The organism is Mucilaginibacter sp. SJ (genome assembly GCF_028993635.1).
GTDB lineage: Bacteria > Bacteroidota > Bacteroidia > Sphingobacteriales > Sphingobacteriaceae > Mucilaginibacter.
Map to the genome: position 1 here is coordinate 6,524,982 of NZ_CP118631.1, position 24,341 is coordinate 6,549,322.

The 24,341-nt window shown below is 42.6% G+C and carries 28 protein-coding genes and 1 pseudogene; 7 read left to right on the forward strand and 22 right to left on the reverse strand.

Annotated features, from left to right (window positions below):
• Positions 1–47 precede the first annotated feature (47 nt).
• Positions 48–812 (forward strand): C40 family peptidase, encoded by a 765-nt coding sequence (locus MusilaSJ_RS26750; RefSeq protein ID WP_274987804.1) that lies wholly within the window; start codon positions 48–50, stop codon positions 810–812.
• A 186-nt stretch (positions 813–998) separates the two neighbouring features.
• On the opposite strand, the gene MusilaSJ_RS26755 is transcribed toward MusilaSJ_RS26750, so the two are convergent.
• The 12 genes and pseudogenes from MusilaSJ_RS26755 to MusilaSJ_RS26810 form a co-directional block, all read right to left on the reverse strand.
• Positions 999–1,910 carry a WD40 repeat domain-containing protein gene (locus MusilaSJ_RS26755; protein ID WP_274987805.1) on the reverse strand — a complete coding sequence of 304 codons (912 nt, stop codon included), beginning with the start codon at positions 1,908–1,910 and terminating at the stop codon, positions 999–1,001.
• Between the two features lie 96 nt (positions 1,911–2,006).
• Complete coding sequence (gene hisIE, locus MusilaSJ_RS26760) at positions 2,007–2,594, reverse strand: bifunctional phosphoribosyl-AMP cyclohydrolase/phosphoribosyl-ATP diphosphatase HisIE (protein ID WP_091162321.1); 588 nt, start codon at positions 2,592–2,594, stop codon at positions 2,007–2,009.
• Positions 2,595–2,738: 144 nt separating this feature from the next.
• On the reverse strand, positions 2,739–3,530 hold the full coding sequence (gene hisF, locus MusilaSJ_RS26765; protein ID WP_274990487.1) for an imidazole glycerol phosphate synthase subunit HisF: 792 nt from the start codon (positions 3,528–3,530) through the stop codon (positions 2,739–2,741).
• Between the two features lie 3 nt (positions 3,531–3,533).
• Positions 3,534–3,878 (reverse strand): annotated as a pseudogene (locus MusilaSJ_RS26770) (endonuclease domain-containing protein); the annotation flags it as partial.
• A gap of 83 nt (positions 3,879–3,961) precedes the next feature.
• A complete protein-coding gene (locus MusilaSJ_RS26775) occupies positions 3,962–4,711 on the reverse strand; it encodes a 1-(5-phosphoribosyl)-5-[(5-phosphoribosylamino)methylideneamino]imidazole-4-carboxamide isomerase (protein ID WP_090526572.1) in 750 nt (249 codons plus the stop codon).
• 5 nt (positions 4,712–4,716) lie between these two features.
• A complete protein-coding gene (gene hisH / locus MusilaSJ_RS26780) occupies positions 4,717–5,385 on the reverse strand; it encodes an imidazole glycerol phosphate synthase subunit HisH (RefSeq protein WP_274987806.1) in 669 nt (222 codons plus the stop codon).
• A 40-nt stretch (positions 5,386–5,425) separates the two neighbouring features.
• Positions 5,426–6,565: a bifunctional histidinol-phosphatase/imidazoleglycerol-phosphate dehydratase HisB gene (gene hisB, locus MusilaSJ_RS26785; RefSeq protein ID WP_274987807.1), complete on the reverse strand. Its 1,140-nt coding sequence runs from the start codon at positions 6,563–6,565 to the stop codon at positions 5,426–5,428.
• Positions 6,566–6,610: 45 nt separating this feature from the next.
• Positions 6,611–7,711: a histidinol-phosphate transaminase gene (gene hisC / locus MusilaSJ_RS26790; protein WP_274987808.1), complete on the reverse strand. Its 1,101-nt coding sequence runs from the start codon at positions 7,709–7,711 to the stop codon at positions 6,611–6,613.
• A 97-nt stretch (positions 7,712–7,808) separates the two neighbouring features.
• Positions 7,809–9,122 carry a histidinol dehydrogenase gene (gene hisD, locus MusilaSJ_RS26795; RefSeq protein WP_274987809.1) on the reverse strand — a complete coding sequence of 438 codons (1,314 nt, stop codon included), beginning with the start codon at positions 9,120–9,122 and terminating at the stop codon, positions 7,809–7,811.
• A 95-nt stretch (positions 9,123–9,217) separates the two neighbouring features.
• The gene (gene hisG / locus MusilaSJ_RS26800) at positions 9,218–10,069 is read right to left on the reverse strand and encodes an ATP phosphoribosyltransferase (protein ID WP_274987810.1); all 852 of its coding nucleotides are present in this window, start codon (positions 10,067–10,069) and stop codon (positions 9,218–9,220) included.
• 629 nt (positions 10,070–10,698) lie between these two features.
• Entirely contained in the window at positions 10,699–12,213 is a 1,515-nt protein-coding gene (locus MusilaSJ_RS26805; protein WP_274987811.1) for a hypothetical protein, read from the reverse strand.
• Positions 12,214–12,397: 184 nt separating this feature from the next.
• Complete coding sequence (locus MusilaSJ_RS26810) at positions 12,398–12,889, reverse strand: D-glycero-alpha-D-manno-heptose-1,7-bisphosphate 7-phosphatase (protein ID WP_274987812.1); 492 nt, start codon at positions 12,887–12,889, stop codon at positions 12,398–12,400.
• Positions 12,890–13,448: 559 nt separating this feature from the next.
• On the opposite strand from MusilaSJ_RS26810, the gene MusilaSJ_RS26815 reads away from it, so the two are divergent.
• Positions 13,449–13,778, forward strand: a complete 330-nt coding sequence (locus tag MusilaSJ_RS26815) for a YbjQ family protein (protein WP_090526590.1) — start codon at positions 13,449–13,451, stop codon at positions 13,776–13,778.
• Between the two features lie 151 nt (positions 13,779–13,929).
• On the opposite strand, the gene MusilaSJ_RS26820 is transcribed toward MusilaSJ_RS26815, so the two are convergent.
• The 3 genes from MusilaSJ_RS26820 to MusilaSJ_RS26830 all read right to left on the reverse strand — a co-directional run bounded on the left by MusilaSJ_RS26820 (position 13,930) and on the right by MusilaSJ_RS26830 (position 14,935).
• Positions 13,930–14,127: a hypothetical protein gene (locus MusilaSJ_RS26820; RefSeq protein WP_090526592.1), complete on the reverse strand. Its 198-nt coding sequence runs from the start codon at positions 14,125–14,127 to the stop codon at positions 13,930–13,932.
• A 44-nt stretch (positions 14,128–14,171) separates the two neighbouring features.
• A complete protein-coding gene (locus MusilaSJ_RS26825; RefSeq protein ID WP_274987813.1) occupies positions 14,172–14,657 on the reverse strand; it encodes a hypothetical protein in 486 nt (161 codons plus the stop codon).
• 110 nt (positions 14,658–14,767) lie between these two features.
• On the reverse strand, positions 14,768–14,935 hold the full coding sequence (locus MusilaSJ_RS26830; protein ID WP_274987814.1) for a hypothetical protein: 168 nt from the start codon (positions 14,933–14,935) through the stop codon (positions 14,768–14,770).
• A 382-nt stretch (positions 14,936–15,317) separates the two neighbouring features.
• Between MusilaSJ_RS26830 and MusilaSJ_RS26835 the strand changes: the two genes are divergently transcribed.
• From MusilaSJ_RS26835 to MusilaSJ_RS26845, 3 genes are all read left to right on the forward strand, one after another.
• On the forward strand, positions 15,318–16,262 hold the full coding sequence (locus MusilaSJ_RS26835; RefSeq protein WP_274987815.1) for a hydroxypyruvate isomerase family protein: 945 nt from the start codon (positions 15,318–15,320) through the stop codon (positions 16,260–16,262).
• Between the two features lie 39 nt (positions 16,263–16,301).
• Positions 16,302–16,853 (forward strand): GNAT family N-acetyltransferase, encoded by a 552-nt coding sequence (locus MusilaSJ_RS26840; RefSeq protein ID WP_274987816.1) that lies wholly within the window; start codon positions 16,302–16,304, stop codon positions 16,851–16,853.
• 140 nt (positions 16,854–16,993) lie between these two features.
• Complete coding sequence (locus MusilaSJ_RS26845) at positions 16,994–17,209, forward strand: hypothetical protein (protein WP_090526601.1); 216 nt, start codon at positions 16,994–16,996, stop codon at positions 17,207–17,209.
• Positions 17,210–17,302: 93 nt separating this feature from the next.
• Here the strand turns inward: MusilaSJ_RS26845 and MusilaSJ_RS26850 are convergent, their stop codons facing one another.
• On the reverse strand, positions 17,303–18,067 hold the full coding sequence (locus MusilaSJ_RS26850; RefSeq protein WP_274987817.1) for a hypothetical protein: 765 nt from the start codon (positions 18,065–18,067) through the stop codon (positions 17,303–17,305).
• A 14-nt stretch (positions 18,068–18,081) separates the two neighbouring features.
• Positions 18,082–18,852 carry a YdeI/OmpD-associated family protein gene (locus MusilaSJ_RS26855; RefSeq protein ID WP_274987818.1) on the reverse strand — a complete coding sequence of 257 codons (771 nt, stop codon included), beginning with the start codon at positions 18,850–18,852 and terminating at the stop codon, positions 18,082–18,084.
• On the opposite strand from MusilaSJ_RS26855, the gene MusilaSJ_RS26860 reads away from it, so the two are divergent.
• Positions 18,844–19,521 (forward strand): GNAT family N-acetyltransferase, encoded by a 678-nt coding sequence (locus MusilaSJ_RS26860; protein ID WP_274987819.1) that lies wholly within the window; start codon positions 18,844–18,846, stop codon positions 19,519–19,521. The genes MusilaSJ_RS26855 and MusilaSJ_RS26860 overlap by 9 nt on opposite strands.
• A 316-nt stretch (positions 19,522–19,837) precedes the next feature.
• On the opposite strand, the gene MusilaSJ_RS26865 is transcribed toward MusilaSJ_RS26860, so the two are convergent.
• Together MusilaSJ_RS26865 and MusilaSJ_RS26870 are read right to left on the reverse strand one after the other, a co-directional pair.
• Positions 19,838–20,368 carry an RNA methyltransferase gene (locus MusilaSJ_RS26865; protein WP_274987820.1) on the reverse strand — a complete coding sequence of 177 codons (531 nt, stop codon included), beginning with the start codon at positions 20,366–20,368 and terminating at the stop codon, positions 19,838–19,840.
• A gap of 113 nt (positions 20,369–20,481) precedes the next feature.
• Entirely contained in the window at positions 20,482–21,648 is a 1,167-nt protein-coding gene (locus tag MusilaSJ_RS26870) for a galactokinase (protein WP_274987821.1), read from the reverse strand.
• A gap of 180 nt (positions 21,649–21,828) precedes the next feature.
• Here MusilaSJ_RS26870 and MusilaSJ_RS26875 point away from each other — a divergent pair, with 180 nt between their 5' ends.
• Complete coding sequence (locus MusilaSJ_RS26875) at positions 21,829–22,119, forward strand: YciI family protein (protein WP_274987822.1); 291 nt, start codon at positions 21,829–21,831, stop codon at positions 22,117–22,119.
• 135 nt (positions 22,120–22,254) lie between these two features.
• On the opposite strand, the gene MusilaSJ_RS26880 is transcribed toward MusilaSJ_RS26875, so the two are convergent.
• The 3 genes from MusilaSJ_RS26880 to MusilaSJ_RS26890 all read right to left on the reverse strand — a co-directional run bounded on the left by MusilaSJ_RS26880 (position 22,255) and on the right by MusilaSJ_RS26890 (position 24,222).
• The gene (locus MusilaSJ_RS26880; RefSeq protein WP_274987823.1) at positions 22,255–22,653 is read right to left on the reverse strand and encodes a hypothetical protein; all 399 of its coding nucleotides are present in this window, start codon (positions 22,651–22,653) and stop codon (positions 22,255–22,257) included.
• Positions 22,654–22,768: 115 nt separating this feature from the next.
• The gene (locus tag MusilaSJ_RS26885; protein WP_274987824.1) at positions 22,769–23,632 is read right to left on the reverse strand and encodes an aldo/keto reductase; all 864 of its coding nucleotides are present in this window, start codon (positions 23,630–23,632) and stop codon (positions 22,769–22,771) included.
• A gap of 185 nt (positions 23,633–23,817) precedes the next feature.
• Positions 23,818–24,222 carry a DUF1761 domain-containing protein gene (locus tag MusilaSJ_RS26890; protein ID WP_274987825.1) on the reverse strand — a complete coding sequence of 135 codons (405 nt, stop codon included), beginning with the start codon at positions 24,220–24,222 and terminating at the stop codon, positions 23,818–23,820.
• Between the last annotated feature and the right edge of the window lie 119 nt (positions 24,223–24,341).

Below are 24,341 nucleotides of genomic sequence, written 5' to 3' on the forward strand. Positions count from 1 at the left end.
TTTTAAATACGCGTGAGATTTTTGTTTATTTGATATTTACAGAAACTATGGAATACGGGATATGTAACCTGGCCGTAATCCCGCTTAGGGCCGAGCCTAACGAGCGGAGCGAGCAGGTATCGCAATTATTATTTGGCGAAGCGTTTGAAATTACCGAGTGGCAAAATAACTGGGTTAAGATCATTGCCGAGACCGATGGATATGTAGGGTGGATAGGTCGCCTGCAATTTGTTATGCTGGGTCATATAGCGTATAAAAATGTTAAGAACCATCCTCCAAAGCTTACTTATCATGCCGTTACACAAGCCTGGAAAATAAGCGATAACAGCGTTGTTTATTTACCGGCAGGCAGCTCACTTGCTTTTTTGGAGGGAACCTCATGCCGCGTTGGCAATGAGCGCTTTGAAATAATTGGTAAAGTTGGCGAGCCTGAAGATATTGCAACTACTGCTAAATCATTCCTTAATTCGCCATATTTATGGGGCGGAAGAACACATTTTGGTATTGATTGCTCTGGCTTTACCCAGGTAGTTTATAAACTAAAAGGCCTCAGGATTAAACGTGATGCCAGCATGCAGGCAAAACAAGGCAGTAAAATTGATTCAATAAAGGATGCAAGGCTGGGTGACCTGGCTTTTTTTGATAATGCCGAAGGTCGGGTAACGCATGTGGGTATCATGCTTAATAATGAACAGATTATCCATGCATCGGGCAAGGTTAAAATTGATACCATTAATGAGGATGGAATATACTCGCTCGAACAAAAAAAGCATACACATAACCTATGCGCTATCAGGCGTTTTTTTAATTAGGCCCTGCGCTTATTTATCTAAAAATGGTAAAGGGTATATTGAAGAGAAAGTAGTTTATATATAGGCTAAAAGCAGAATGCGCAAAGCCTAAAGCTTAACTTTTGATTATTATTACTTAATTCCTTTATGTGAAATTAATTATTGGATTCTATATAACTTAGAACGATAAGTTTCTGAAGAAGGTTATCAGCCAAATTTAATCTCCCATGAAATGATCTTTTTATCATCACTTACCGAAAGGAGCTGGTCGGACGTTCCCCAGGCTAATTTGTTGATAGATAGCACATGGCCTGGATAGCCTTTTTCCCTGCTGATATTTTTGTAGAGTTTAAAATCGTCCGATCCCCAAATCTTGATACTTTTATCCATACTGGCGGTAGCAAAATAGGGTAGGGTGGGATGGAATGCGATATGGTTCACCGCAAATAAATGGGCAGGAACATTTTTTATTTCATGATAACTGCTGCTATCCCAAATCTTTACCTGGGCATCTCTTGAGCCGGAAGCGATGTAACTTCCGTCGGGACTGTAGGCAAGCGCAAAAACAGCCATAGTATGGCCATGAAGCGCTTTAATAATAGTATAATCTTCCAGATCGTAAATGGCGATGTGATTATCCCGGCAACCGAATGCCACCTGTTTTTGATCCGGCGAAACGGCAATACAACGAACGGTGTCCTTCGATATTGTTATGCTGTGCACCATTTCAAGCGTTTTAAGGCTCCATACAGACACGGTGCCATCTTCCGATGCTATTAATAACTCATCTTTTTTAACTGATGATTTGATATCAAAGATAGCCTTGCGGTGATGTCTTAAAGGTTTGAGCAATTTTTGCTGAATAAAATCAAACACCAGAACTTCGCCGCTGCGTAAACCCGCAAACATCAGGGGATAACCTGATGGGCAGTGGATGGCATAAATAGATGCGTTTACAGGGAACATCACCTTAATGAACGAGAAATCTTTCAGGTTCCATTCAACCAATCCCTTATCATTTCCGCCCGTAAACAATATCCCCGGCTTTTGCGACAACTCAAGCGTGAATATCGGGTTGGCATGGCCTGTGAGTTCGGCTGTTTTTTGGATGGTGATCATTCTTAGTTCATAGTTAATGGTTCATAGATCATAGCAAAATTAACAGGTTAAAGGCAAATTAGCCATGAACCATGATCTATGAACCATGAACAAATATTACTTATGCCTTGATTCTAAATTTTTAGCAATAGTTTCCAGTGTTAAACCCTTTTCGCGAAGCAGTACCAACAAGTGAAAAACAAGATCTGATGACTCATTGATCAGGTCGGTTTCTGTTTCGGCAAGGGCGGCTATAACGGTTTCAACACCTTCTTCTCCAACTTTCTGGGCTATTTTGTTAAGGCCTTTGTTGCGAAGCTTATTTACATATGATCCTTCAACCGGGTTAGTATACCTGTCGGCAATGATATTTTCCAGCTCCAGGATAAAATTTTGATTAAATTCGGTATTGAAGCAACTGCGTGAGCCTGTATGACAGGTAGGGCCGTCGGCTTTCACTTTGATCAGCAATGTATCATTATCGCAATCAATGCTGATGCTTTTTACATGCAGGAAGTTGCTGCTGGTCTCACCCTTAGTCCATAAACGGTTTTTTGTACGAGAATAAAAAGTAACGATATTTTCCTGAACGGTTTTATCATAAGCTTCCTGGTTCATGTAACCCAGCATTAGTACCTCTAAAGTTTGCTCGTCCTGTATGATTACGGGGACAAGTCCGCCGGTTTTTTCAAAATCTATGTTCATAATAACTGCTTTTAAATTCCCCTCTTGAGAGGGGAGCGTAGCTGTGTGAGCTGGCAGGGGTGTGTTCTAAGCTTGATGAGAAACACACCCCCACACCCCTCTCAAGTGGGGAATCGCGCAGAGCCGCCGCTTTTTATGGGATCATCAAATCCTAACTTCTATTTTATTACCCTGTAATGTCCGCTTTAAATCGGGTATCAATATCTCACCATAATGAAACACTGAAGCCGCCAATGCTGCATCTACATTGGTTTTTTTAAATACATCAACAAAGTGTTCCACCTTGCCGGCACCGCCTGAAGCAATTACCGGAATGTGCACGGCATCATTAACAGTTTTCAGTAAACCATTATCAAAGCCACCTTTGGTGCCGTCATGATCCATAGAAGTGAGCAGGATTTCGCCTGCACCACGGCTTTCAGCCTCCAGGATCCACTCCAGTGTTTGGCGTTCTGTCGGTAGTCTTCCGCCATTTAAGTGCACAATATTTTTATCATCTATTCTGCGGGTATCAACAGCTATTACTACAAACTGAACACCAAAAGTGGCGGCCAGTTCATCTATCAGCTTAGGGTTACGTACCGCGGCCGAATTGATGGAGATTTTATCTGCTCCGGCATTGAGTAGTGCATCAGCATCGGCAATTTCATTAATGCCGCCGCCAATGGTGAATGGGATATTGATCTGCCTGGCAACAGCTTTTACCAGCTCCACCATAGTTTTACGGCGTTCAACGGTTGCTGTAATATCCAGAAACACCAACTCGTCGGCCCCCTGGTTGGAGTAATTCCAGGCCAGTTCAACGGGATCGCCGGCATCGCGGAGGTCAACAAAGTTTACGCCTTTGACAGTACGGCCGTCTTTAACATCGAGGCAGGGGATGATTCGCTTGGCTAACCCCCCCCGCCCCCTAAAGGGGGTGCCTTTGATTTGCATATTTATTTGCTCCAAAACCTTATTTAAGTTATTGAAAACTTCATTGTTCGAAAATCTTAATACCCTCAAACCTTGACCTTCAAGAAAAGTCTGCTTGTCGATATCGTTTTTAATTACGTCAGGAAGGCTATGAATCCTTCCGTCTAATTCAATCACAAGTTTATGTTTGTGACAATAAAAATCAGCAACGTAACTCCCCAGCGGATGTTGTTTCCTGAATTTTATATCTGAAAAGGTAACATTCAACTGACTCCATAAAAATGTTTCGGCCGGTGTCATGTTATACCTGAGTGCCTTGGCGTTAGCAAATATTTCGGGGTTAGCGCCCAGAAATAATTTCTTTTTCATACCCGGCTTTTCAAAAACATTTAAATTATACTTGATAAATAATCCACCTGCTAAGCAGCACCCCCTTCAGGGGGCGGGGGGGGTTATATCGATATCAGCGCGTCCAAATTCCAGTGTTTCACGTTTTCAATGGTGATATGGCCCTCATATATGGCTTTGCCAACTACTACCGACTCAACTTTTAAGCGGTTAAGTTTTTCGATATCGCTCATGGAGCTAACGCCACCTGAGGCGATCAGCTTAATGAACGGAGAATGGTCAAGCAGTTTTTCGTACAGTTCAATGCCGGCACCGCCCAATTTACCGTCTTTATTAATGTCAGTACAAAGGAAACGAAAGAAACCTAAAGCCAGGCATTTATCAACGTAATCCATCAGTTTGATGGGGGAGCTTTCCATCCAGCCCGAGTATTTGATTACCTCGTCAAGTACGTCGATGGCTACTACCACCTGGTCGGAGCACTTATCTTTGCCGCAGATCTCTTTGCTCAGATCTGGTAAAAAATCAGGGTTGGTAAGTGCCTGCGTACCAACAATAACGCGGTGAACGCCTGCATCTATCAGCTCTTTTACTTTTTCGATGCTACGGATGCCACCGCCATACTGTACCTTCATATCAGTTTTACGGATCACGTCAAACAGGTACTGCTGATTGCTGAAATCATTTTTTGCGCCGTTAAGGTCGATAATGTGGATGAAGTTGGTGCCGTTGCTCTGGTAGCGTTCAATCATTTCTTCAAGGGTAACATCGTATTCGGTTACCTGTTTGTAGTCGCCTTCACGAAGACGAACAACCTTCTTGTTCAAAATGTCAATGGCAGGAATAATGTACATATCCTTTATATTTTTGAGAAATTAGTTAACAATGTTTCGCCAAACACGCCCGACTTTTCGGGGTGAAATTGTACGCCGTAAAAATTATCAAGCCAAATTGATGCCGAAAATTGATTTCCGTAATCGGAGGCTAATAAAGTGTATGCTTTATCATACTCAATAAAGTATGAATGTACAAAGTAAAAATGTGAACCTGACGGTATATTTTCAAATAGCGGGTTGTCCTTTTCAGGGTAAACCCTGTTCCAGCCCGTGTGCGGCACTTTATGATCGGCGCTATCTTTAAACCTTAAAGTTTTAACCGGGATGATATCCAACAGGTTAGAATCACCTTCTTCCGAGTAAGAGGTAAGTAATTGCATACCTACACAGATACCCAGCGTAGGTTTTTTTAACGCCTTAATGGAAGGTACAAGCCCGGTAGCTTTCAGCTTACTCATGGCAGCACCCGCATGCCCGACGCCAGGGATGATATAACGGTCGTACTTATCAAAATCCTCTTCGTTGTTTATAAAGCCATAAGGGATACCTAAGCGCTCTAAAGCGGCAGTAAGGGAAAATATGTTTCCGGCTCCGTATAGGATGATGCCGATACCCCCCCCGCCCCCTGAAGGGGGTGCCTCTGCGAGGCTTTCTTTGTCTACTTTTTGTATATCTTGATCTGGTGTATCCATTTTGTGCTTTTTACTCCCCCTTTAGGGGGCCGGGGGGCGTTTACAAAAGCCCTTTAGTGCTTGGTAAAACCATCTTATCTACATCACGTTTTACGGCCACTTTTATTGCTTTGGCAAAGGCTTTAAATATAGCTTCAATTTTGTGATGTTCGTTCTGGCCTTCGGCTTTTATGTTCAGATTGCTTTTTGAGGCGTCACTGAACGATTTGAAAAAGTGGTAGAACATTTCTGTTGGTACATCGCCTACTTTTTCGCGTTTAAAATCGGCATCCCAAACTATCCAGTTACGACCTCCGAAATCGATAGCAGCCTGGGCCAGGCAATCGTCCATCGGCAGGCAAAAGCCATAACGCTCAATGCCCATTTTGTTGCCTAATGCAGCTGCAAATACTTCGCCTAAGGCAATACCGGTATCTTCAATGGTGTGATGCTCATCAATATGCAAATCGCCTTTAGCTGTAATTTCCAGGTCAATACTACCATGACGGGCAATCTGATCCAGCATGTGGTCAAAAAAATGCAACCCGGTTGATACTTTGGCGTCGCCCTTACCATCAAGGTTTATTTTGATATAGATATCAGTTTCCTTAGTGGCGCGGCGGTGTTCAAATACCCGCTGACCAAGTTTCAGAAACTCATAAATCTTTTGCCAGTCGGTAGTTTCAAGGGCGATAACGTCATCAATATGATCTGCTTCGCTAAATTCGCTTCCACCCAGGTTGCTGTTGTTGTTAAGCCAGATAGCTTTTGCACCCAGGTTTTTTGCCAATAATACATCGTTTTTACGATCTCCGATGGTAAACGAATTTTTCAGGTCGTATTTATCCGCATCTAAGTATTGCGTTAACAGTGCAGTGCCCGGCTTACGGGTGGGAGCATTGTCGCGGGCGAAAGTGCGGTCGATGATCTGATTGGCAAATTTTACGCCTTCGCCTTCAAATGTTTGCAGGATGAAATTGTGGACAGGCCAAAATGTATCTTCAGGGTAAACAGAAGTTCCTAAACCGTCCTGGTTGGTAACCATTACCAGTTCAAAATCAAGCTCTTTGGCTATTTTGGGCAGATAGGTTAACGCGCCGGGATAAAACTCCAACTTGGCAAATGAATCAATTTGCTCATCAGCAGGCTCCTTGATCAGGGTACCATCGCGGTCGACAAATAATATTTTCTGTAAACTCATTCTTTATAATTAGTGAATTAGCGAATTATTGAGTTAGTGATTTTTTTATTTAAAGTTTTGAAGCGCTTCGAGTAAAATAGTGTTCTCATCTGGTGTGCCTACAGTGATGCGCAGACAGCCCTCGCAAAGCTCAACTTTTGAACGGTTGCGCACTATAATGCCCTGTTTTACCAGGTAATCGTAAATGCCGTTAGCATTAGTGGTTTTTACAAGGATGAAGTTGGCATCTGAAGGATAAATATCTACGACAAAATCAAAGTCTTTCAGCTTTAACACCAGCCTGTCGCGTTGGGCAAGTATTTCTTTAATCCATTCATTAACCTGACCAACATTGGCTAAAGCGGCTAATGCCAATTGCTGTGAGGACTCGTTAACATTATAAGGCGGTTTTACCTTGTTCATCACCTCAATGATCTCCTCGCTGGCAAAAGCCATACCTACACGTAAGCCAGCTAAGCCCCATGCTTTAGACAGTGTTTGCATTACTACAAGGTTAGCGCACTCGGTCAATTCCTGTATAAAAGATTTTTGCCTGCTGAAGTTAATATAGGCCTCATCAACCACTACAATGCCTTTAAAGTTGGCCAGCAAGGTTTGAATATCATCCCGGTTGATGGAATTACCGGTAGGGTTGTTTGGCGAGCAGATAAAGATCAATTTGGTGTTTTTATCGATAGCTTCGGCAATGCCTTCTAAATTAAGCTGGTAATCTTCGGTGAGGTTTACTTTACGGGCTTCGATATCGTTGATGTTCGCTGATACCTCGTACATGCCATAAGTAGGCGGCACCAGGATCACATTGTCAATCCCGGGGTTACAAAAACTACGAAAAAGGATATCGATAGCTTCATCACTGCCGTTGCCTACAAAAATATTGCGCGGCGGTACACCTTTAATTTCGGTGATGCGTTTTTTAAGATCGTATTGTAAAGGATCAGGGTAGCGGTTAAACTGCTGATCTAAAGGAGAGCCAAAGGCGTTTTCATTGGCATCAAGGAAAACGCTTGCCTCGCCCTGGTATTCGTCACGTGCCGATGAATAGGGTACAAGACGTTTAATATTTTCTCTGAGGAGCCCCCCTAACCCCCTAAAGGGGGAGTTACCGTCGGGGCCGCTATAATATTGTTGTTTTATTTCTTCACTCATTGTTATAATCTTTAAAATATGAACTATTCATCCCCCTTAAGCAAAATTTAGAGATGGTTACCTCACAATGCCTACCCGATCGGCTTGTTATCATTCTTTACAGTCGGACGTAACTCCCCTTTAAGGTTTGGGGGATCCTCACACTCACCGCATTCCTGTGTGCATGCAAACCTTCCAGCTCAGCCAAAACTTCAACTGTTGGGCCGATGTTTTGGATGCCTTCGCGGGTGATATGCTGAAACGTGATCTTTTTCACAAAAGAATCAACTGATACACCCGAATAAGCTCTCGCATAACTGCTGGTTGGCAGGGTGTGGTTGGTGCCCGATGCGTAATCACCTGCGCTTTCGGGCGTCAGGTTTCCTAAAAATACCGAACCCGCGTTGATGATACTGCCGGTGATTTGTTCCCAGCTGTTGGTAGCAAGTATAAGGTGTTCGGGCGCATACTGGTTGCTGAAGCCCATGGCTTCGCTCAGGCTGCCGGCGATTACCACGTATGAGTTATCGATAGCCAGTTTGGCTATCTCGGCACGCGGCAAAACGGGTAGTTGCTTTTCAACTTCGGCAATGGCTTTTTGAGCAATATCGGCAGAGGTACAAACCAATACCGCCTGGCTATCGATACCATGCTCGGCCTGGGCCAGCAGATCGGCTGCAATGTAAGCCGGAACGGCGGTTTCATCAGCAATAACCAATACTTCTGATGGCCCTGCAGGCATATCAATTGCCGTTGTGGTGGTTGACTGGATAATGGTTTTAGCCTTGGTTACAAACTGGTTACCCGGCCCAAAGATCTTATCAACTTTTGCAACGGTTTTTGTTCCATATGCCATGGCCGCCACGGCCTGCGAACCGCCTGCAAGATAGATCTTATCAATCCCCAGCATCAGCGCCACATAAGCTATAAAGGCATTCACCTTACCGTTTTTTTGCGGGGGCGAACAAACCACAATTTCATGGCAACCTGCAATACGCGCCGGAATCCCCAACATCAAAAACGTACTTGGCAATACAGCAGAGCCACCGGGGATATACAAACCAACTTTTTCAATAGGCCGTAATTCGCGCCAGCAAGTTACGCCGGGCATGGTTTCAACCTTGTCCTCGGTCTTTAGCTGCGTTTGGTGAAATTTATAGATATTACTGTAAGCCGTTTCCAATGCCGCCTTTTGGTCGGCAGATATTGCTTTGGCAATTTCTTCCAGTTCGCCTTTATCAAGATAAAGTTTGTTCAGTTCTACCTTGTCGAACTTCAATGCATAATCAAGCAGGGCGCTGTCACCATGCTGTTGCACGTTGGCAATCACATCTTCAACAATAGTCCTGATCTCGTTGGCCGGGTCAACATTACGCTGAACCAGCTTCTGGATATCGTTGGATGAAAGTTCTGAATAATTGTATGTCTTCATACCCCCAAACCCCCTAAAGGGGCGTTATGTCCTAAAGTAAACTATTCAATTTATTATATAACCACACTCGCTCCCCCTTCAGGGGGCCGGGGGGCTTACAAAATGATCTTCTCAATAGGCATTACCACAATGCCTTGTGCACCGGCTTGTTTAAGCTGGCTTATGCGGTCCCAAAAATCTCGCTCGGGGATCACGGTGTGTACTGCCACCCAGCCTTCTTCGGCCAATGGTACTACTGATGGACTTTTTACGCCCGGCAGTAAAGCAATAACAGCATCAAGATTCTGTTTTTCAACGTTAAGTACCACGTATTTAGTCTCTTTAGCGCGTAAAACAGATTGAACGCGTTGTATCAGTTCCTGTACCAGGTCGCTTTCGGCAATATCTTTGCTACCTATCAGTACCGCTTCTGACGACATTACATCGGCAAATGGTTTTAGTCCGTTGCTTTTTAGTGTGCCGCCGGTTGATACCAAATCGCAAATGGCATCGCTAAGGCCTAAGCCCGGTGAAATTTCAACCGAACCCGAAATGGTGCGGATGTCCGAAGTAATGTTTTGGCTTTTTAAAAATTTGCCTAAAATGGCAGGGTAGGTGGTAGCAATGGCCTTTCCGTGTAAGTCGGCCAGCGAATTGATATCGCTGTTGTTTGGTACTGCTATTTTGAGCGAGCATTTACCAAAGCCAAGGCGCTGCAGGTAGCTTACTTCAACTTCGGTTTCCTGGATCACGTTTTCACCAACGATACCTAAATCGGCAATGCCATCCTGAACATATTCAGGAATATCGTCATCGCGAAGGAAAAGGATTTCTAAAGGGAAATTGGATACCGGAGAGATAAGCGAACTTTTGTAATTCTCAAAGTTTAAGCCGCAATTTTTTAGTAATTCAACAGATTTTTCGTTGAGTCTACCCGATTTTTGGATAGCTATTTTAAGTGTTTTCAAAAGATTGAATTTAAGAGACTATGATAAAAAAGAATATAAACGGAGGTTGTTATTTCGCGTAGAAACATACATATTAGCTGATCACCACATGGTGGTGATGCAGATGAAGATGATGTAGTGCGATACCGTTCATTTTTTATATAGTAAAACTATAGATTAGCGGTGCAAATATAGACAGATGTTTTTTAAATCAAAATTTAATGTGAAATTGTCTGAATCAGAATTTGCAGAATTTTAGAATTTACAGAATGGATGGCTTGAGAACTTTGACTACTGTTATTCTATTCATTTTAAATTTCTATAAATTTTGATTCAGACCTTCCGTTGTAAGCGACAACACCGACCGCAGACTGCGATGACAGGGGGTTAACAGGGTTAACAGAAATTTAGATATTTTAATATATATAATTGATATTCAGTGTGTTGATTTGTGGTAGGGGTTACACACTCTCCCTCAAATATTTCCTGCCGTTGGCGACAAAATCAACAATGGCGAGGGAAGTTGTCTGAATCAGAATTTACAGGATTTTAGAATTTACAGAATTTGGATTTGAATAGTGTTTGAAATTATGGAATTGGAATATGGCTTATTTTTGCTCATTCTCTAATTCTGAAAATTCTGATTCTGACTATTCTTCATACTCATAAATCGCCCCTTCTTCGCCAAAATCCTTGATCTTTTTGAGGTCCTTAACCTTTTGGATATCCTTTAGATTGATTAATTCCGGGTTCTCCAATACATTAAACCAGATAAGATAATAATGTTTCACCTTATAAAACTTATCGATATCCTTAGTGAAGAAACGGTGCGGTACCAGGTATGATGACATGCCCGAGAAAAAGTAAACGGCTTCATGCGCGTCGGTATAGATTTTGACGCCGGGTTTAAACAAACTGTGGTCTGTACCCCTTAAGTAGGCTGCAAATTCCGAATCTATCCAGCTTTCGTCGGTATAGCCTGGGTTACCGTATTCGTCGGCTACCTGGTCGTTGTAACGGGCTTTATCTATCAAAAATTCGCTGGTTATGAAACCCAGCATCAGCACCAACGTTACTGTGCCGACAATGCGCCGGGTTGTAGTATTGTTTAATTTTTTAAGCAGCAGCAGGGCCCAACTGGTATATCCCCATAAAGCTGAAATGTACAATGGCGATAACAGGCGGTGATTGATCCGTTCATACCTTGAAAAAGTAGATGAAAGCACAATAAATGCCCCGTAAACCAATGCGAAAGTAATGGCCAGGTTTTCAAAGCTATCCAGCTTGCGGCGATAATAGTTGAATGCCAGGGCAGCAATAAAGCCCAGGAAAATGATGATGGCTAAAGGTGTGGCAGCCCAGTATTGATTTGGTGTAAGGCCCATCCAGTCGCACATTACGGTGCCGAAGTAATACAGGTTTTTGCTAAACGGAGTGATAGATGGCTCCCGCGGACCGGTTGTTGTACCTGTCACAAATGCATTGAACACGAGGTTGCTTACCAGTAGCGAGATGCAGATCAACCCGTAAACAATGATATGAACTACCTTCTTTTTAAGCGGCAACACCCTGTCCAATAATAAAAGTAAGCCGCCTGTACCCACAATGGTAACAGCCGCGTAGCGTGTAATACAGCTTATGGCAGCAATAACGGCTGCTACTATAAGCGCTTTAAGGGTATGTTTTAGGAGGTATTCGCGGAAAGCAATCAAAAAAAACAGGATCTCAAGAATAAACAAGGTTTCAGACCATAAATAGGAGTACACCTGGAGTAATGGCGGGCTCAGGATAATAGCCGCCAGCATAAGCCATTTATAAATCTTTGATGGCGGTACAAAATGCTCCATGATCCAGCCACTGGTAAAGATGAGGGTAGCGAACATGATCCCGTTCATTACCGCGCCAAACTTAACCGGATCTACCTGGGTGATAACTGAAATTATACCAAGATAGATGGGGTAAAAAACCGGAAAATCAACAATAGGTACATGGTTGAATGTTAGCAGGGTGCCGTGATCTTTAAAGCTCCTGGCCGCGCTGGTATACATGATACTATCCGGCGAAACTCCTACACCGCTATACCTGAAAAACAAGCTTAATATAAACCAGCCGATAAGGGCGGCTATTACAGCATCAAGATTTTTTAAGTAGCGGCTTTTTTGCATGGAATAATATGAATATTGGTAAAAAGCAGTAAAGAAGAAAATGTTTTAGGGAAAGTAAAATAGCCCCACCCAAACCCTCCCCGGAAGGGAGGGCTTAAAACTCAAGTCTCCCCTTCCGGGGGAGATTATTCGCAATTAATTTGTTTTTAGTGCTCATGAGGGCTACGCTGTTTAGGGGGGCTTTTTAAGCTATCAGATCCAGTACCGTACTGATCGGCTGGTCGCTGTCTATCAAAATACCTTTTACACCTGCCGCAGTTCCTGCTTCAACGTCGCGTTCACGATCGCCGATGAAATATGATTTGGATGGGTCGATATTGTATTTGGCTATGCCCTGAAGCAACAAACCCGGTTTTGGCTTGCGGCAATCACAGTCGCCGGTAAAGTTGGGGTGATGTGGGCAGTAAAAAAAGTCGGTAAGTTCAACGCCGTGTTCGTGATAAACCTGTTTCAGGTGATTGTGCATTTTTGCCAGTTCCTCTTCGGTGTACCAGCCTTTGGCCAGGCCGCCCTGGTTCGTAGCGATCAACAGCATATAGCCACGGTCTTGCAGAGTTTTAAGGGCATCGAAGTTATCGAGTACATGGAAGTCCTCAAAACGGCGAACGTAATCGCCCATTTCCTGGTTTAACACACCATCACGATCTAAAAAAACAGCTTTAACTTTATCAGACATCGATTTTAAATTTTCGGCAAAGGTACGTTTTTTTAGTTCATGGTTGATGGTTTATAGATCATGGTTGGTAGCGCGATAATCCTTGAAAGAATTGGGGTGATAAGGAAAGAAATCCGGGTAATCCATTAATCTGATAAATCCTGGTTCAGAAAAAGCGTTAGGGATAGTAGCGGATACCGGCCCAGAGCGTAATGCCTGCAGGCGTATGAGCGAATAGCCCGGCCGCAGGCAACGCCCATTATAGAGATTAGTGGTTGGAGATAAGAGGTTGGTTGTTTTTAAATTTAACAATAGTATTAAAGGTTATGCTGTTAAATGCTATAAAGAATTATGGCATTGCCTTCGGCCCGGGCTCTACGCTCATACTGCACCGGCCTTAGCCACATAGCCGGTATCCGCTGCGATCCCTAATGCAAAATACAGGTTAACCATGAACCAGACACGGCTATCGACTAATCTCAAAAAATAAAAACACTCAATTACGTAATATCGTTAAGTATACTGCATCTAAATAAAAACATGGCCGGTTAAATTGCTGGCTAACAAACTTAAACTAAAAATGGATACATCACTTATTACTACCAGCACAGCCTTAGATGGCTACAGGGTTACCAGGCATTTAGGCGTTGTACGTGGCATTACGGTGCGAAGCCGGAGCGCCTTGGGCAATATTGCCGGCGGTTTTCAATCGCTGTTTGGCGGCAGGCTTTCAATTTATGTTGAGCTGTGCGAAAACGCGCGCGAAGAGGCTTACCAGCTTTTAATTCAGCACGCGCAGGCTATTGGTGCCAATGCCATCATTAACATGCGTTATGATGCCAATGAAGTAATGCAGGGCGTTACAGAAGTGCTTGCTTACGGTACCGCTGTTGTAGTTGAAAAGGTTTAATAAAAACAGAAACCACCCTGGTATGATTTCAGGGTGGTTTCTGTTTTTATACTTAATATAAAAGCTGAAAGCAGAATGCCTAAAGCTTAAAGCTAAAAGTCTGATGATTAGTATAATTAACAGACTTTATATAAATAGGTACAGCTTTACTTTATTTAAAGTATGAAAGCGGGATGGTTTTCCACATGCCGTGGGCAAGGTGGCCTATCAACAGCTCATATATCAGGTAAACAGGCCAAAATATGTAATGGATGATAAGTAAAATAACACTGTGATTGTAATACCAGCTTATCATTAAACTATATAAACCTAAAACAAGATATAGTATACTGGTTTCGCGCTTTTCCATTTTTTGACCTTTTATTTTTAGCTAATTTATAAATTGCGTTTTAATTAACGGCAATTTTTCATGCTGTAAATTACTGTATAATCGGCTGTGCTGTTGGTTTGTTGCTTGCCGGTTTTTGCATCATACCTGTAAGGCTTTTGGGCAAGCTGATTGCCCCTTAGCTGAAATTCGACGCTCAGCGTATCCGCGCGACCTTCCTGCCCGTAAGTCCATAATGCTTTAATAACATTGCCGTTCAAATTGCCTGTCAGGCTGCCTTTGCGGGCATCTTTTTCTTTGGGCAGCCAGTCCATATCGCCCGTAACTTTATTGCCGTTAATATGCAGGTTAACTTTGGTAGTATCCTGGCTGGCGGTGCCTTCGGTAGTATAAAAGCAATACTCCATATTTACAGCCGGCGCGTCGGGTGCATTAGCCATGGCGGTGTCTTCCTTTTTAATTACCGTATCAGTATCATTTGTTGAATGATTGCCCGAGCAAGAGGCAACCGTCATTGCGATAAGGGAAACAAAGCCTAATTGAAATTTCATAACTGTGGTTGATTTTTTGTTATGACAATTAAAATAGTAAAAGGTTCAATCACTAATTGCTACAGCCACGAAATAATTACAATGTACTGATTAACGTCATTCGTACCCGGTTATACCTGTTTTTTTTCGGGCGGGGTTGATACAATTTCGCCAAATTCATTTACATAGGCCAGCATGCTTTCCAGATCGCTGCCGCCTGCGTTTTGTTTGCGTTCCTGTTTGCGTTGTTCTTTATCTTCCTTTTTTTTCTGGCGATTTTTTTTCAGTTGTTTTTTCATAAATGTTGCCTGCGATTTAGCCATAATTAAGAATCAATTAAGTTAAACAATTGCTATTCCGTGTAGCAATAAAAAGGCCGGGCCAGGTAATAATTCCCTGTTTTGGTGAGCGTAAAAATGATCTTTAAGTTAAGTCCCGGGCAGCAACGGTATCAGCGGGGAATAAAACAGATCAGCATCAAAATAGCTGGGCGCTGTGAGCTGGAATAGCTTTAATATTTTGCCGTTTATACACAAAGATAACAAAAATAGCCGAATTTTCAACCGCACTCTGCTGCCGGGCCAACGTGAATCATTAAAAAATCCCGATAAAACAGTGTTGTCCATGTTTTAAAATGGGGCGTAGGTGTTATATTTAGCCCGCAAAACCAATTACAACCTCATGAAACGCAGAAACTTTGTTCAAAGCTCAGTACTGGCCGGGGCTTCACTATTTACCACAGGTGTTTTAAAAGCGTCTACACTTACCGGCTGCGCTAAACCTGCAGGAGAAGCAGCCGCTGTGGCTGGCGATAAGCCTTTTAACCTTAACTATGGCATTCACGACGGCATGTTTAAAAACCATGCAGGGGATGATTTTATCGACCAGATAAAATTTGCTTATGATAAAGGTTTCCGTGCCATTGAAGATAACGGCATGAGCGGCCGGCCGGTTGAGCAGCAAAAAAAGATAGGTGATACGCTGGCGAAGCTGGGTATGGCGATGGGCGTTTTTGTGCAGCCCGGCTTGGGTAATGACAGCAATATGTTGGCAACCGGTAATGCCGACCAGGTTGAAAAGTTTATTGCCTCCTGTAAGGAGGCGGTTGAGGTGGCTAAACGGATTGGCAGTAAGCTGGTTACCGTAGTCCCCGGCGATTTTGCACGGAAACTCCCTATAGGTGTGCAAACAGGTAACGTTATTGATGCTATTAAAAAGGGGACTTCCATACTGGAGCCGCACGGCATTATTATGGTTTTAGAGCCGCTAAGCGATAATCCGGATCTGTTCCTGCGTACGCCCGACCAGGCGTATGCCATTTGTAAGGCTGTGGGAAGTCCCTCATGCAAGATCCTGTATGATATGTATCACGTTCAGCGCAACCAGGGCAATATTATCCCGACACTTGATTTGGTTTACGATGAAATAGGCTATTACCAGATAGGGGATAACCCCGGCCGTAAAGAACCCGGAACCGGCGAGGTTAATTATAAAAACATATTCAAACACATTTATAACAAAGGCTATAAAGGCGTAATGGGCATGGAGCATGGTACTGCCGGAACAGGAAAAGAAGGTGAGCTTGCGTTAATTAAAGCGTATCGCGAGGCGGACAGTTTTATTTAGAAAGACGCTGTTGTAGCCGGTTATCAACATTATTTATTCATGCTTAACCCTAACTTTAATCCGTTCCCTGTTTTGATAACTGAACGCCTCATATTAAGGCGTTTTACCTATAATGACGCCGCCGATTTGTTTGAAATGCGATCGAACGAAACCGTGATGCAGTACATTCACCGACCAATAAATAAAACCATTGATGACGCCGTTGCACTGATAGATGTGATAGAAGAACTGCTTGGCAAAAACGATGGGATTACCTGGTGTATCTGCCTGAAAAACAATAATAAATATATTGGGAGCATAGGTTTTTGGCGGATAGAGAAAGACAGTCACCGTGCCGAGATCGGGTATCTTTTAAACCCGGTATTTCAAGGGCGGGGACTTATGCAGGAGGCAATAACAGCCGCTATTGACTATGGTTTTAATGTGATGAAACTGCATTCTATAGGAGCTTACGTAAGTCCGGGGAATTTCGCTTCAATTAAATTATTGCTCAAAAACAATTTTGTGCAGGAGGCTTATTTTAAGGAAGATCATTTGTATAATGGTCGTTTTGAGGATACGATGGTTTATTCGTTATTAACACAAACTTAAATCTGTTAACAAATTATTTATCCCAGCTATTTTTAATTAAAAAAAAATGATGCATGTTTACGCATAGAAACCAATTATACCTGTGCTGAAAACAATTCAGTTTAAATGGGGTTAACATTAAAAAACAAAAGAAACTTATCATGGCAACAGAAAAAGGAAGTGGCATCACCGCTTATTCAGTGAAAACAAAAACTAAAAATGTACCAATGATCAATCCCGTTATCGACGTAAAATCGGGCAGATACATTGCAACAGGAACTGACAGTGAAGGTAACAAAATGGCTGCCATCATGGGCAAAGCAACTGCCGAAGAGCATATCAAGAATGGTAATGCTAAAAAAGGCTCCGGCTGGTAAATAAAACTAAACATAAAAAATGCCCTGTATTTGTTGAAAATGCAGGGCGCTTTTGTTTTTATGCTTTTGAAATTTAGCCTTAAGGAAAAATGGTTAATGGTTTGCCCAATTAACAAAATCCAATCTGTCTGTAAATTCGCGGTAAGTAATTAGTCTTAAATATCCTTCCAATTCTTCACGCGTATTTTTGATCGGTCTTATTATGGCTTCTGAGCCCGGTTTTTCAAGCGATGCTGTAATAATTATTTCCTGATTTTTAAGATGTATTCCAAAATCGACATTGCTAAACCACTTATTATTCGTCAAAGCTTTTTTATAATACATAGCGTGATGAAAAGATTTAAGTAATTGGATTGATTTCAGGAGTTCGCCCTGGGAATCGTAAAAGTTTACTGAAATCGTAGCGGAGGCACCATTTTTTTCCAGTAGTAATGAGGCTTGGTGTTTTCTATCTTTAGAAGGTTTTCTCTTGAATTCCTTTTTATAGACAAACCCGCATTCAATGACTTTGTTATAAGCGTTGTCGAAGACAGCATTATCCCATCCGTATTCTTCTGCACAGAAAATAGCTATCCTGTGTATGGTGTCCAGGATGATTTTATTCCGATTTTCGGGTGAGCTTAGCCAGTATTCCTTTTCGTTAAAAACAGTTTCAACGTTTAGTATACTTCCAAAATATCCTCTTATATAATCTTCATTTCCAATGTCAACAGAAATTCTTGTAGTGCCTGCCGGTTTGTAACCGTTAAGGAAATCAATGTATAAGTCGGAGATCAAATTGTTTCGAATAGCTAAATCTTTGTTATCACTGTTTTCAGAGTGATGGTAAAGCGTAATATCATAGAATCCGTAACCCATAATTCTCTGTACTTTTATTTATCCGAAGGATTTTTCTTTTTATTCTGCAGCATTTCCACCATTTTAGTTAAGCGGTCCCGGCGGGTTTTTTCCTGTTTGGCTGTGAGGATCCAAAGTACATACTCCTTTTTATGGCTGTAAGCCAGCGACTGGAAGTAATCAATCACACCCGGATATTGCTCCAGTGTTTCCTTTACATAATCGGGCAGGGTAATTATCCTATTATCTACATCAATATAATCGCTGTATTCATTATTTCGTACAGCCTCATTTCGTCCTTCAGAAACTTTTACAGCTTCAACCGGCCGAAAGCGTAATGCAGTCCATACCTCATTAACAGCAGCTGATGCTACCGGGCGCAGGCCATATTGGGCCGGGGCATCCCAACTGCTCATCATTTCCAGATCGGTTTGGATACCTGAACTTTTCTTAGGGTAGATGATCCAGAAAACAGTATCGGCCTTGAGGAGGGGAGTAATCACCTTAAGCTCTGATTTCAGCTCGTCGCTATTGGTTACAAATAGCTGAATGCCATTAAACTGGCCTTCGGTGCTAAAAGTAAGCATGGCATTATCCGGCAAGGGTAACAGGTTATCCTGGTAACCGGCAGGGGCATTTTGCAATAGCCAGCGTGAATTTGGTTTGATCAGCAGTTTTTTAGCAAGGGCATTCATTGTAAACAGTTTGATAATGGATAAAGCTAATGTAAGCAATAAATTAAAATTGAATGACAAGCCCAAACCCTGCTGCATGGTATTTTTAATAGCTTTGCCTTGATGGAACATGTACTTGATAACCCGGCCTGGAACGCCCTTAGCACCGGTAATAAAGCTTTTGCGGGCGGTAATGATATAGCTAAATATTTCCCGAAGGAGGTTTCGCCTTTTGTTGCTATTCCTGAAATATCTGCTGAAAATTTTAACCTGCTTTACGATATAATTCCTTTTGAGAGCCATTTTATCTTTATTGCCCCGCACGATATTGTGATCCCGGAGCAATGGAACATAGTACACTATCTGAAATGCCTGCAGATGGTTTTTGAGGGAGAGGTACCTGCTGGTTTTGCTGATGACGATCTGTCGCCGCTTGCAGAGCAACATGTACCGCAAATGCTTGAGCTTACTCAACTAACCAATCCAGGCCCTTTTATAGAGCGAACCATTGAATTTGGTCATTATCAGGGCATTTTTGATGGCGATAAACTGGTTGCTATGGCAGGCCAGCGTTTAAACCCTGCACCTTATGCAGAGATTAGCGCTGTTTGTACACACCCCGATTATTTGGGGCGTGGTTTTGCAGGAAAACTGTTATTAAATCAGGCTAAACGCATTAAAGCTGCTTCTGAAATTCCATTTCTACATGTGAAAAGTGAAAATGAAAGGGCTATCAAGGTATATGAAAAAATTGGTTTTGTAACGAGGAAGGAAATGTCGTTTTATGTGTTGAGAAAATAGTACATTAGGTCGTCATTGCTTCATGCCCACCCGTGACAAGTTAAAAACGGGTGTCATGCTGAGTATAAAAATTCGGGCCTTTGAAGGTGAAATGACGTCTCCATCATCCGTCATGCTGAACTTGTTTCAGCACCTCACTTGCTAAGTATACTTCATGCGACCTGTCCTGTGGGCTCCCGAAACAAGTTCGGGATGACACCATTTTTTAAAGTTGTCATGGGTAGGCCCTTGAAGCATGGTAGGCAAGGCATTTACGCGATACCCTTCGACAGGCTCAAAATGACAGGCCTCCGCTGATATAGAATGAATCGTTATTTTATATCGCCATCTTAGCAAAAAAATCCCAAAGCACTATCCCTGCCGATACTACGACATTGAACGAATGCTTAGTGCCAAACTGGGGGATTTCGATACAGGCATCAATAACCTGCATCACCTCATCGCTTACGCCGTTTACTTCGTTCCCGAAAATCAAGGCGTATTTGCCATCTTCGGTAGGTTTAAACTCGTGCAGCATGGTGCTGTTTTCGGCTTGCTCAATGGCTATGATCTCGTAACCATCTTTTCTCAATTGCTCAACTGCTTGTAAGGGGGTTTCGTAATAGGTCCAGTGAACAGACTGGGTTGCGCCAAGGGCAGTTTTTTCAATTTCGCGATGAGGTGGCTGGGCGGTGATGCCGCAAAGGCAGATCTGTTCAACTGCAAAACCATCGGAGGTGCGGAAAATAGAGCCGATATTGTGCATACTGCGCACGTTATCCAGCACTACAGCTACCGGTAATTTATCCTGTGCTTTAAATTCATCAACCGTAGCCCGGTTCAGCTCATCCAATTTTAATTTGCGCATACTCTTTAGTTCATGGTTCATAGACCGTAGTTCATAGCCAATATTTGTTTAATAACAGGCTATGAACCATGAACTATCAACTATGAACCAAGTGCAAAAATACAAAAAACCGGTTAGTTAGTTACTGAAGCGAGTTCGCCTACACCATCGCCAATAAGCGAGCTATAAACTGAAGGTGCATAGCCAATTTTTTGCGTGTAATATTCGGTTACTTCCTTGCTGAATTTGTCGAAAGCATCACCTTTTACCAATGCTATAGCACAACCGCCAAAACCTGCACCCGTCATACGGGCACCGGCAACATCAGGGTTGGTTTTGCTGTATTCGGCAACAGCGTCCAGTTCAACACCGCTTACTTCATATAAATCGCGCAGGGAATCATGTGAGGCGTACATCAGCCTGCCAAACTCGGTCAGGTTGTTATCTGCAAGGGCCGTTGCGGCCAGTTTTACACGGTCATTTTCTTCAATTACGTGTTTTGCGCGTTTCAGCACAATCGGATCGGTTATCAGGTGTTTGTATTGTTCAAAAGTAGTGCTATTGATCTCGCAAAGATATTTAATGTCCAGTTGCTGTTGCAAGGCCATTAGAGCTGCCTGGCACTCCTCTACGCGTTCGTTATATTTTGATTCGGCCAGTTTGCGGGGTTTATTTGTGTTGATAATGGCAAGTACATAATCGCCAAGATTGCTGTCAACCGCCTGGTAATCCAGGGTATCGCAGTTAAGCATCAGGGCTTTGTTCTTTTCGCCAAAGGCAACCGCAAACTGATCCATGATACCGCAGTTAACACCTATAAAGTTGTTTTCTACATCTTTTGACAGTTTAACCAGGTCGAGCTTGCTATAGCCGCTGTTAAACAGGTCGTTAAGTGTATAGGAGGTAACCACCTCGATAGAAGCTGATGATGACAAACCCGAGCCAATTGGGATATCGCCATAAAATAGCATATCCAGGCCTTTTAACGGGTGACCATCCTTTACAAAGCGGTCAATAACACCGATAGGAAAGTTAAACCAGTTTTCGCCGTTTTTTTCATAACTGATTTGCAGCGGGATATCTTTTTGCTCACTAAAATTTAAACTCCTGAAGCGGAAAATGCCATCCTCATTAGGGGAGGTTAGTAAATAAGTACCAAAAGTAATGGCGCATGGCATAACCAAACCACCGTTATAATCAATATGTTCGCCAATAAGGTTTACACGACCGGGCGAAAAGTACGCGTTGTCTGCTTCTTTGTTAAAGATCTTAATAAATTCCTGGTGCAAATTATTCTTCATTACTTAGGTTGGTTTTTCGGAAAACAAATATTGTAAAAATTGTCAACTTTACAGTTATAAATTTAATTTAATTTTTAATTTATTTTAATGCGATAGTTTTGCAGATATTCGAACCTGATAAAACATGCAGACGCAAAAGCTGCAGACCTGTTATTTAAATACCAATTAAAATAGATACCCATGAAACAATACCTCGTTACTGCCTATGATTATACCGATGCCGAGGCATTTGAACGTCGTTTAGGCGCCCGCCCTCACCATCTTGATGGTGCCAGGGCTTTAAAAGCCAATGGTAATTTTGTGTTAGGAGGAGCTATGCTGAACGAAGAAGGCAAGATGATTGGCTCAACCATGATAGTACAGTTTGAAACCGACGAAGAGATGGAAGCCTGGAAACAAAATGATCCGTATGTTACTCAAAAGGTATGGGAAATCGTTGATGTAAAGCCCTTTAAAGTGGCCGACGTTTAATGCGGTTTGCAGTCATTAGTGTGCAGTTTGCAGTGACAAAAAACTCCGCTGTTCGAAGCCAGGGACTTCGGACAGCGATTCACAGAATGTCAAACAGATTTTCACTGCAAACTGCTAACTCAACACTGCCCCTGCCTACTGTTCCGACCATCTGCTCATTTGCCAGTATCCCTGAGCATCTTTGGCATAAAAAGCAGTATAACCCTTGCCCTGCATCGTAAAATTAAAATCAAACTGGTTTACCGAACTGTCTTCCGGCAAAAAATTGGCGACTACATTATCAGCTACCGCGGCTATCATAGCACCGAAGTCATCCTGTGCCTGTTCTTTAGCTTGGGTACTCGCCATAAAATCATTAAAAGTTTCAAACTCGTAAGCTTTGTTACGTTGTTTCCTTGCTGCGTTAAAAGCTGCCTCGGCCCATTGTTGTTTGTAGGCTTCCATGGCGTTGAGCAGGTCTTCGGCTGATATTTCCGGCAGACCATCCTTGCCTGTAGTGTTATAGTTGTTTAGTATTTCTTCTTTACTTTTCATTTAGGAACAATGTTTCATAATAGCAGCCGGTGTTCATCCTTTTCAATTTGATTCAAAATTAAAAGGATGCCAAATTAATGACATCCTTTTAATTTTAGCTCTTCAAATGTTCTATTTATGCTTCAGACAGGCTGTTCAATACATCTATATCATCATCTGACAGCTGAATATCGGCGGTTCTCATATTTTCCTCCAAATGTTTAACACTTGATGTGCCGGGGATAAGCAGAATGTTTGGCGAATGATGCAATAACCAGCTTAACGCCACCTGGTGAATGGTAGCATCGTGTTTCGCAGCAATACGGCCCAACATGTCTTCGCCCTGTACATTACCGCCGCCAAGCGGAAACCATGGAATGAAGGCGATGTTATGATCGCGGGTGTATTCCAGTTCGGCCTCCCATTTGCGGTTGTCAACACTGTACATGTTTTGCACTGATACTACTTCAAAGTATTGCTGGGCAAGTTTGATATCCTCAACGCTCACTTCAGATAAGCCTATATGCCTGATCTTGCCCTCCTGCTGTGCTTTTTGCAAAAACTCAAATGATTTTTCGGCAGGAACTTTAGGATCGATGCGATGTAGCTGATATAGATCTATACGATCAACCTGGAGGCGTTTCAAACTGCCCTCAAGAGCCTCGTTCAAATGCTCCGGCGAGGCGTCCACAGGCCATTCGTTGGGGCCGGTACGTAACAAGCCACCTTTGGTACCGATCAGAAGGTCGGTAGGGTATGGATGCAGGGCTTTGGCAATTAATTCTTCCGATACATTTGGCCCATAACTATCAGCCGTATCAATAAAGTTAACGCCCAGCTCAACAGCGCGTTTTAATACACGGATGCTTTCTTCTTTGTCTTTTGGCGGGCCCCAGATACCGCTGCCGGTAATACGCATTGCGCCGTAACCTAAACGATTAATGGTAATGTCGCCACCTATGGTGAATGTCTTTTCAAATGAACTTGTTGTGCTTGCCATGGTAATGTATTTTGGATTGACTACTGTAAAGTGCAACTAAAAAGCACCAGTATTGTTCATGGAATATATAACACCAATGTCATTTTGAATCTACACTAATGGATGGACACGAATCACACTAATTAAAGCTCGATGGCTATTTGTGCAATTCGCATAAATTCGTTTTCTATTAATGAATAATCATCCTATCTCCAGGCACCTAATATCACGCCCATCAGGGTTAAAGATACCACGCTGTAACCCCCGTTTATGAATATCAGCCGCCAGCTTTTAAGCTCAAACAGGCTGTGGATTGCAATAGCGCAGAATGTCCAGATACCGGCAAGGAAACCTGCTGTAGCTCCCCAGGCAAGATCGGTTTTTGCATCGGCTAAAAACATAGCAAGGTTTACAGCCATAATGATAGAAAAGAACGCTGTAAAGCCGAAGGCCCTGCCTTTGTTGGAAGCCTGTAATTCGGAACTGGTTAGTTTATTATCTGCCATCCATGCATTGGCAAACAGGGCAGGAGAGTACCAGATACCGCCAACTAAAAACGCGGATAATGCTGCAACCATAACGGCCAGCCAGTTGATAAGTTGAAAATTCATGATGATAATGTTTAAATTAATTGGTTGTACTAATATAACAAACATTATATAAAGCTAAAAGCAGAATGCCTAAAGCTAAAAGCTGATAAATGATTTTTTATTGCTTATATAAAAGCTAA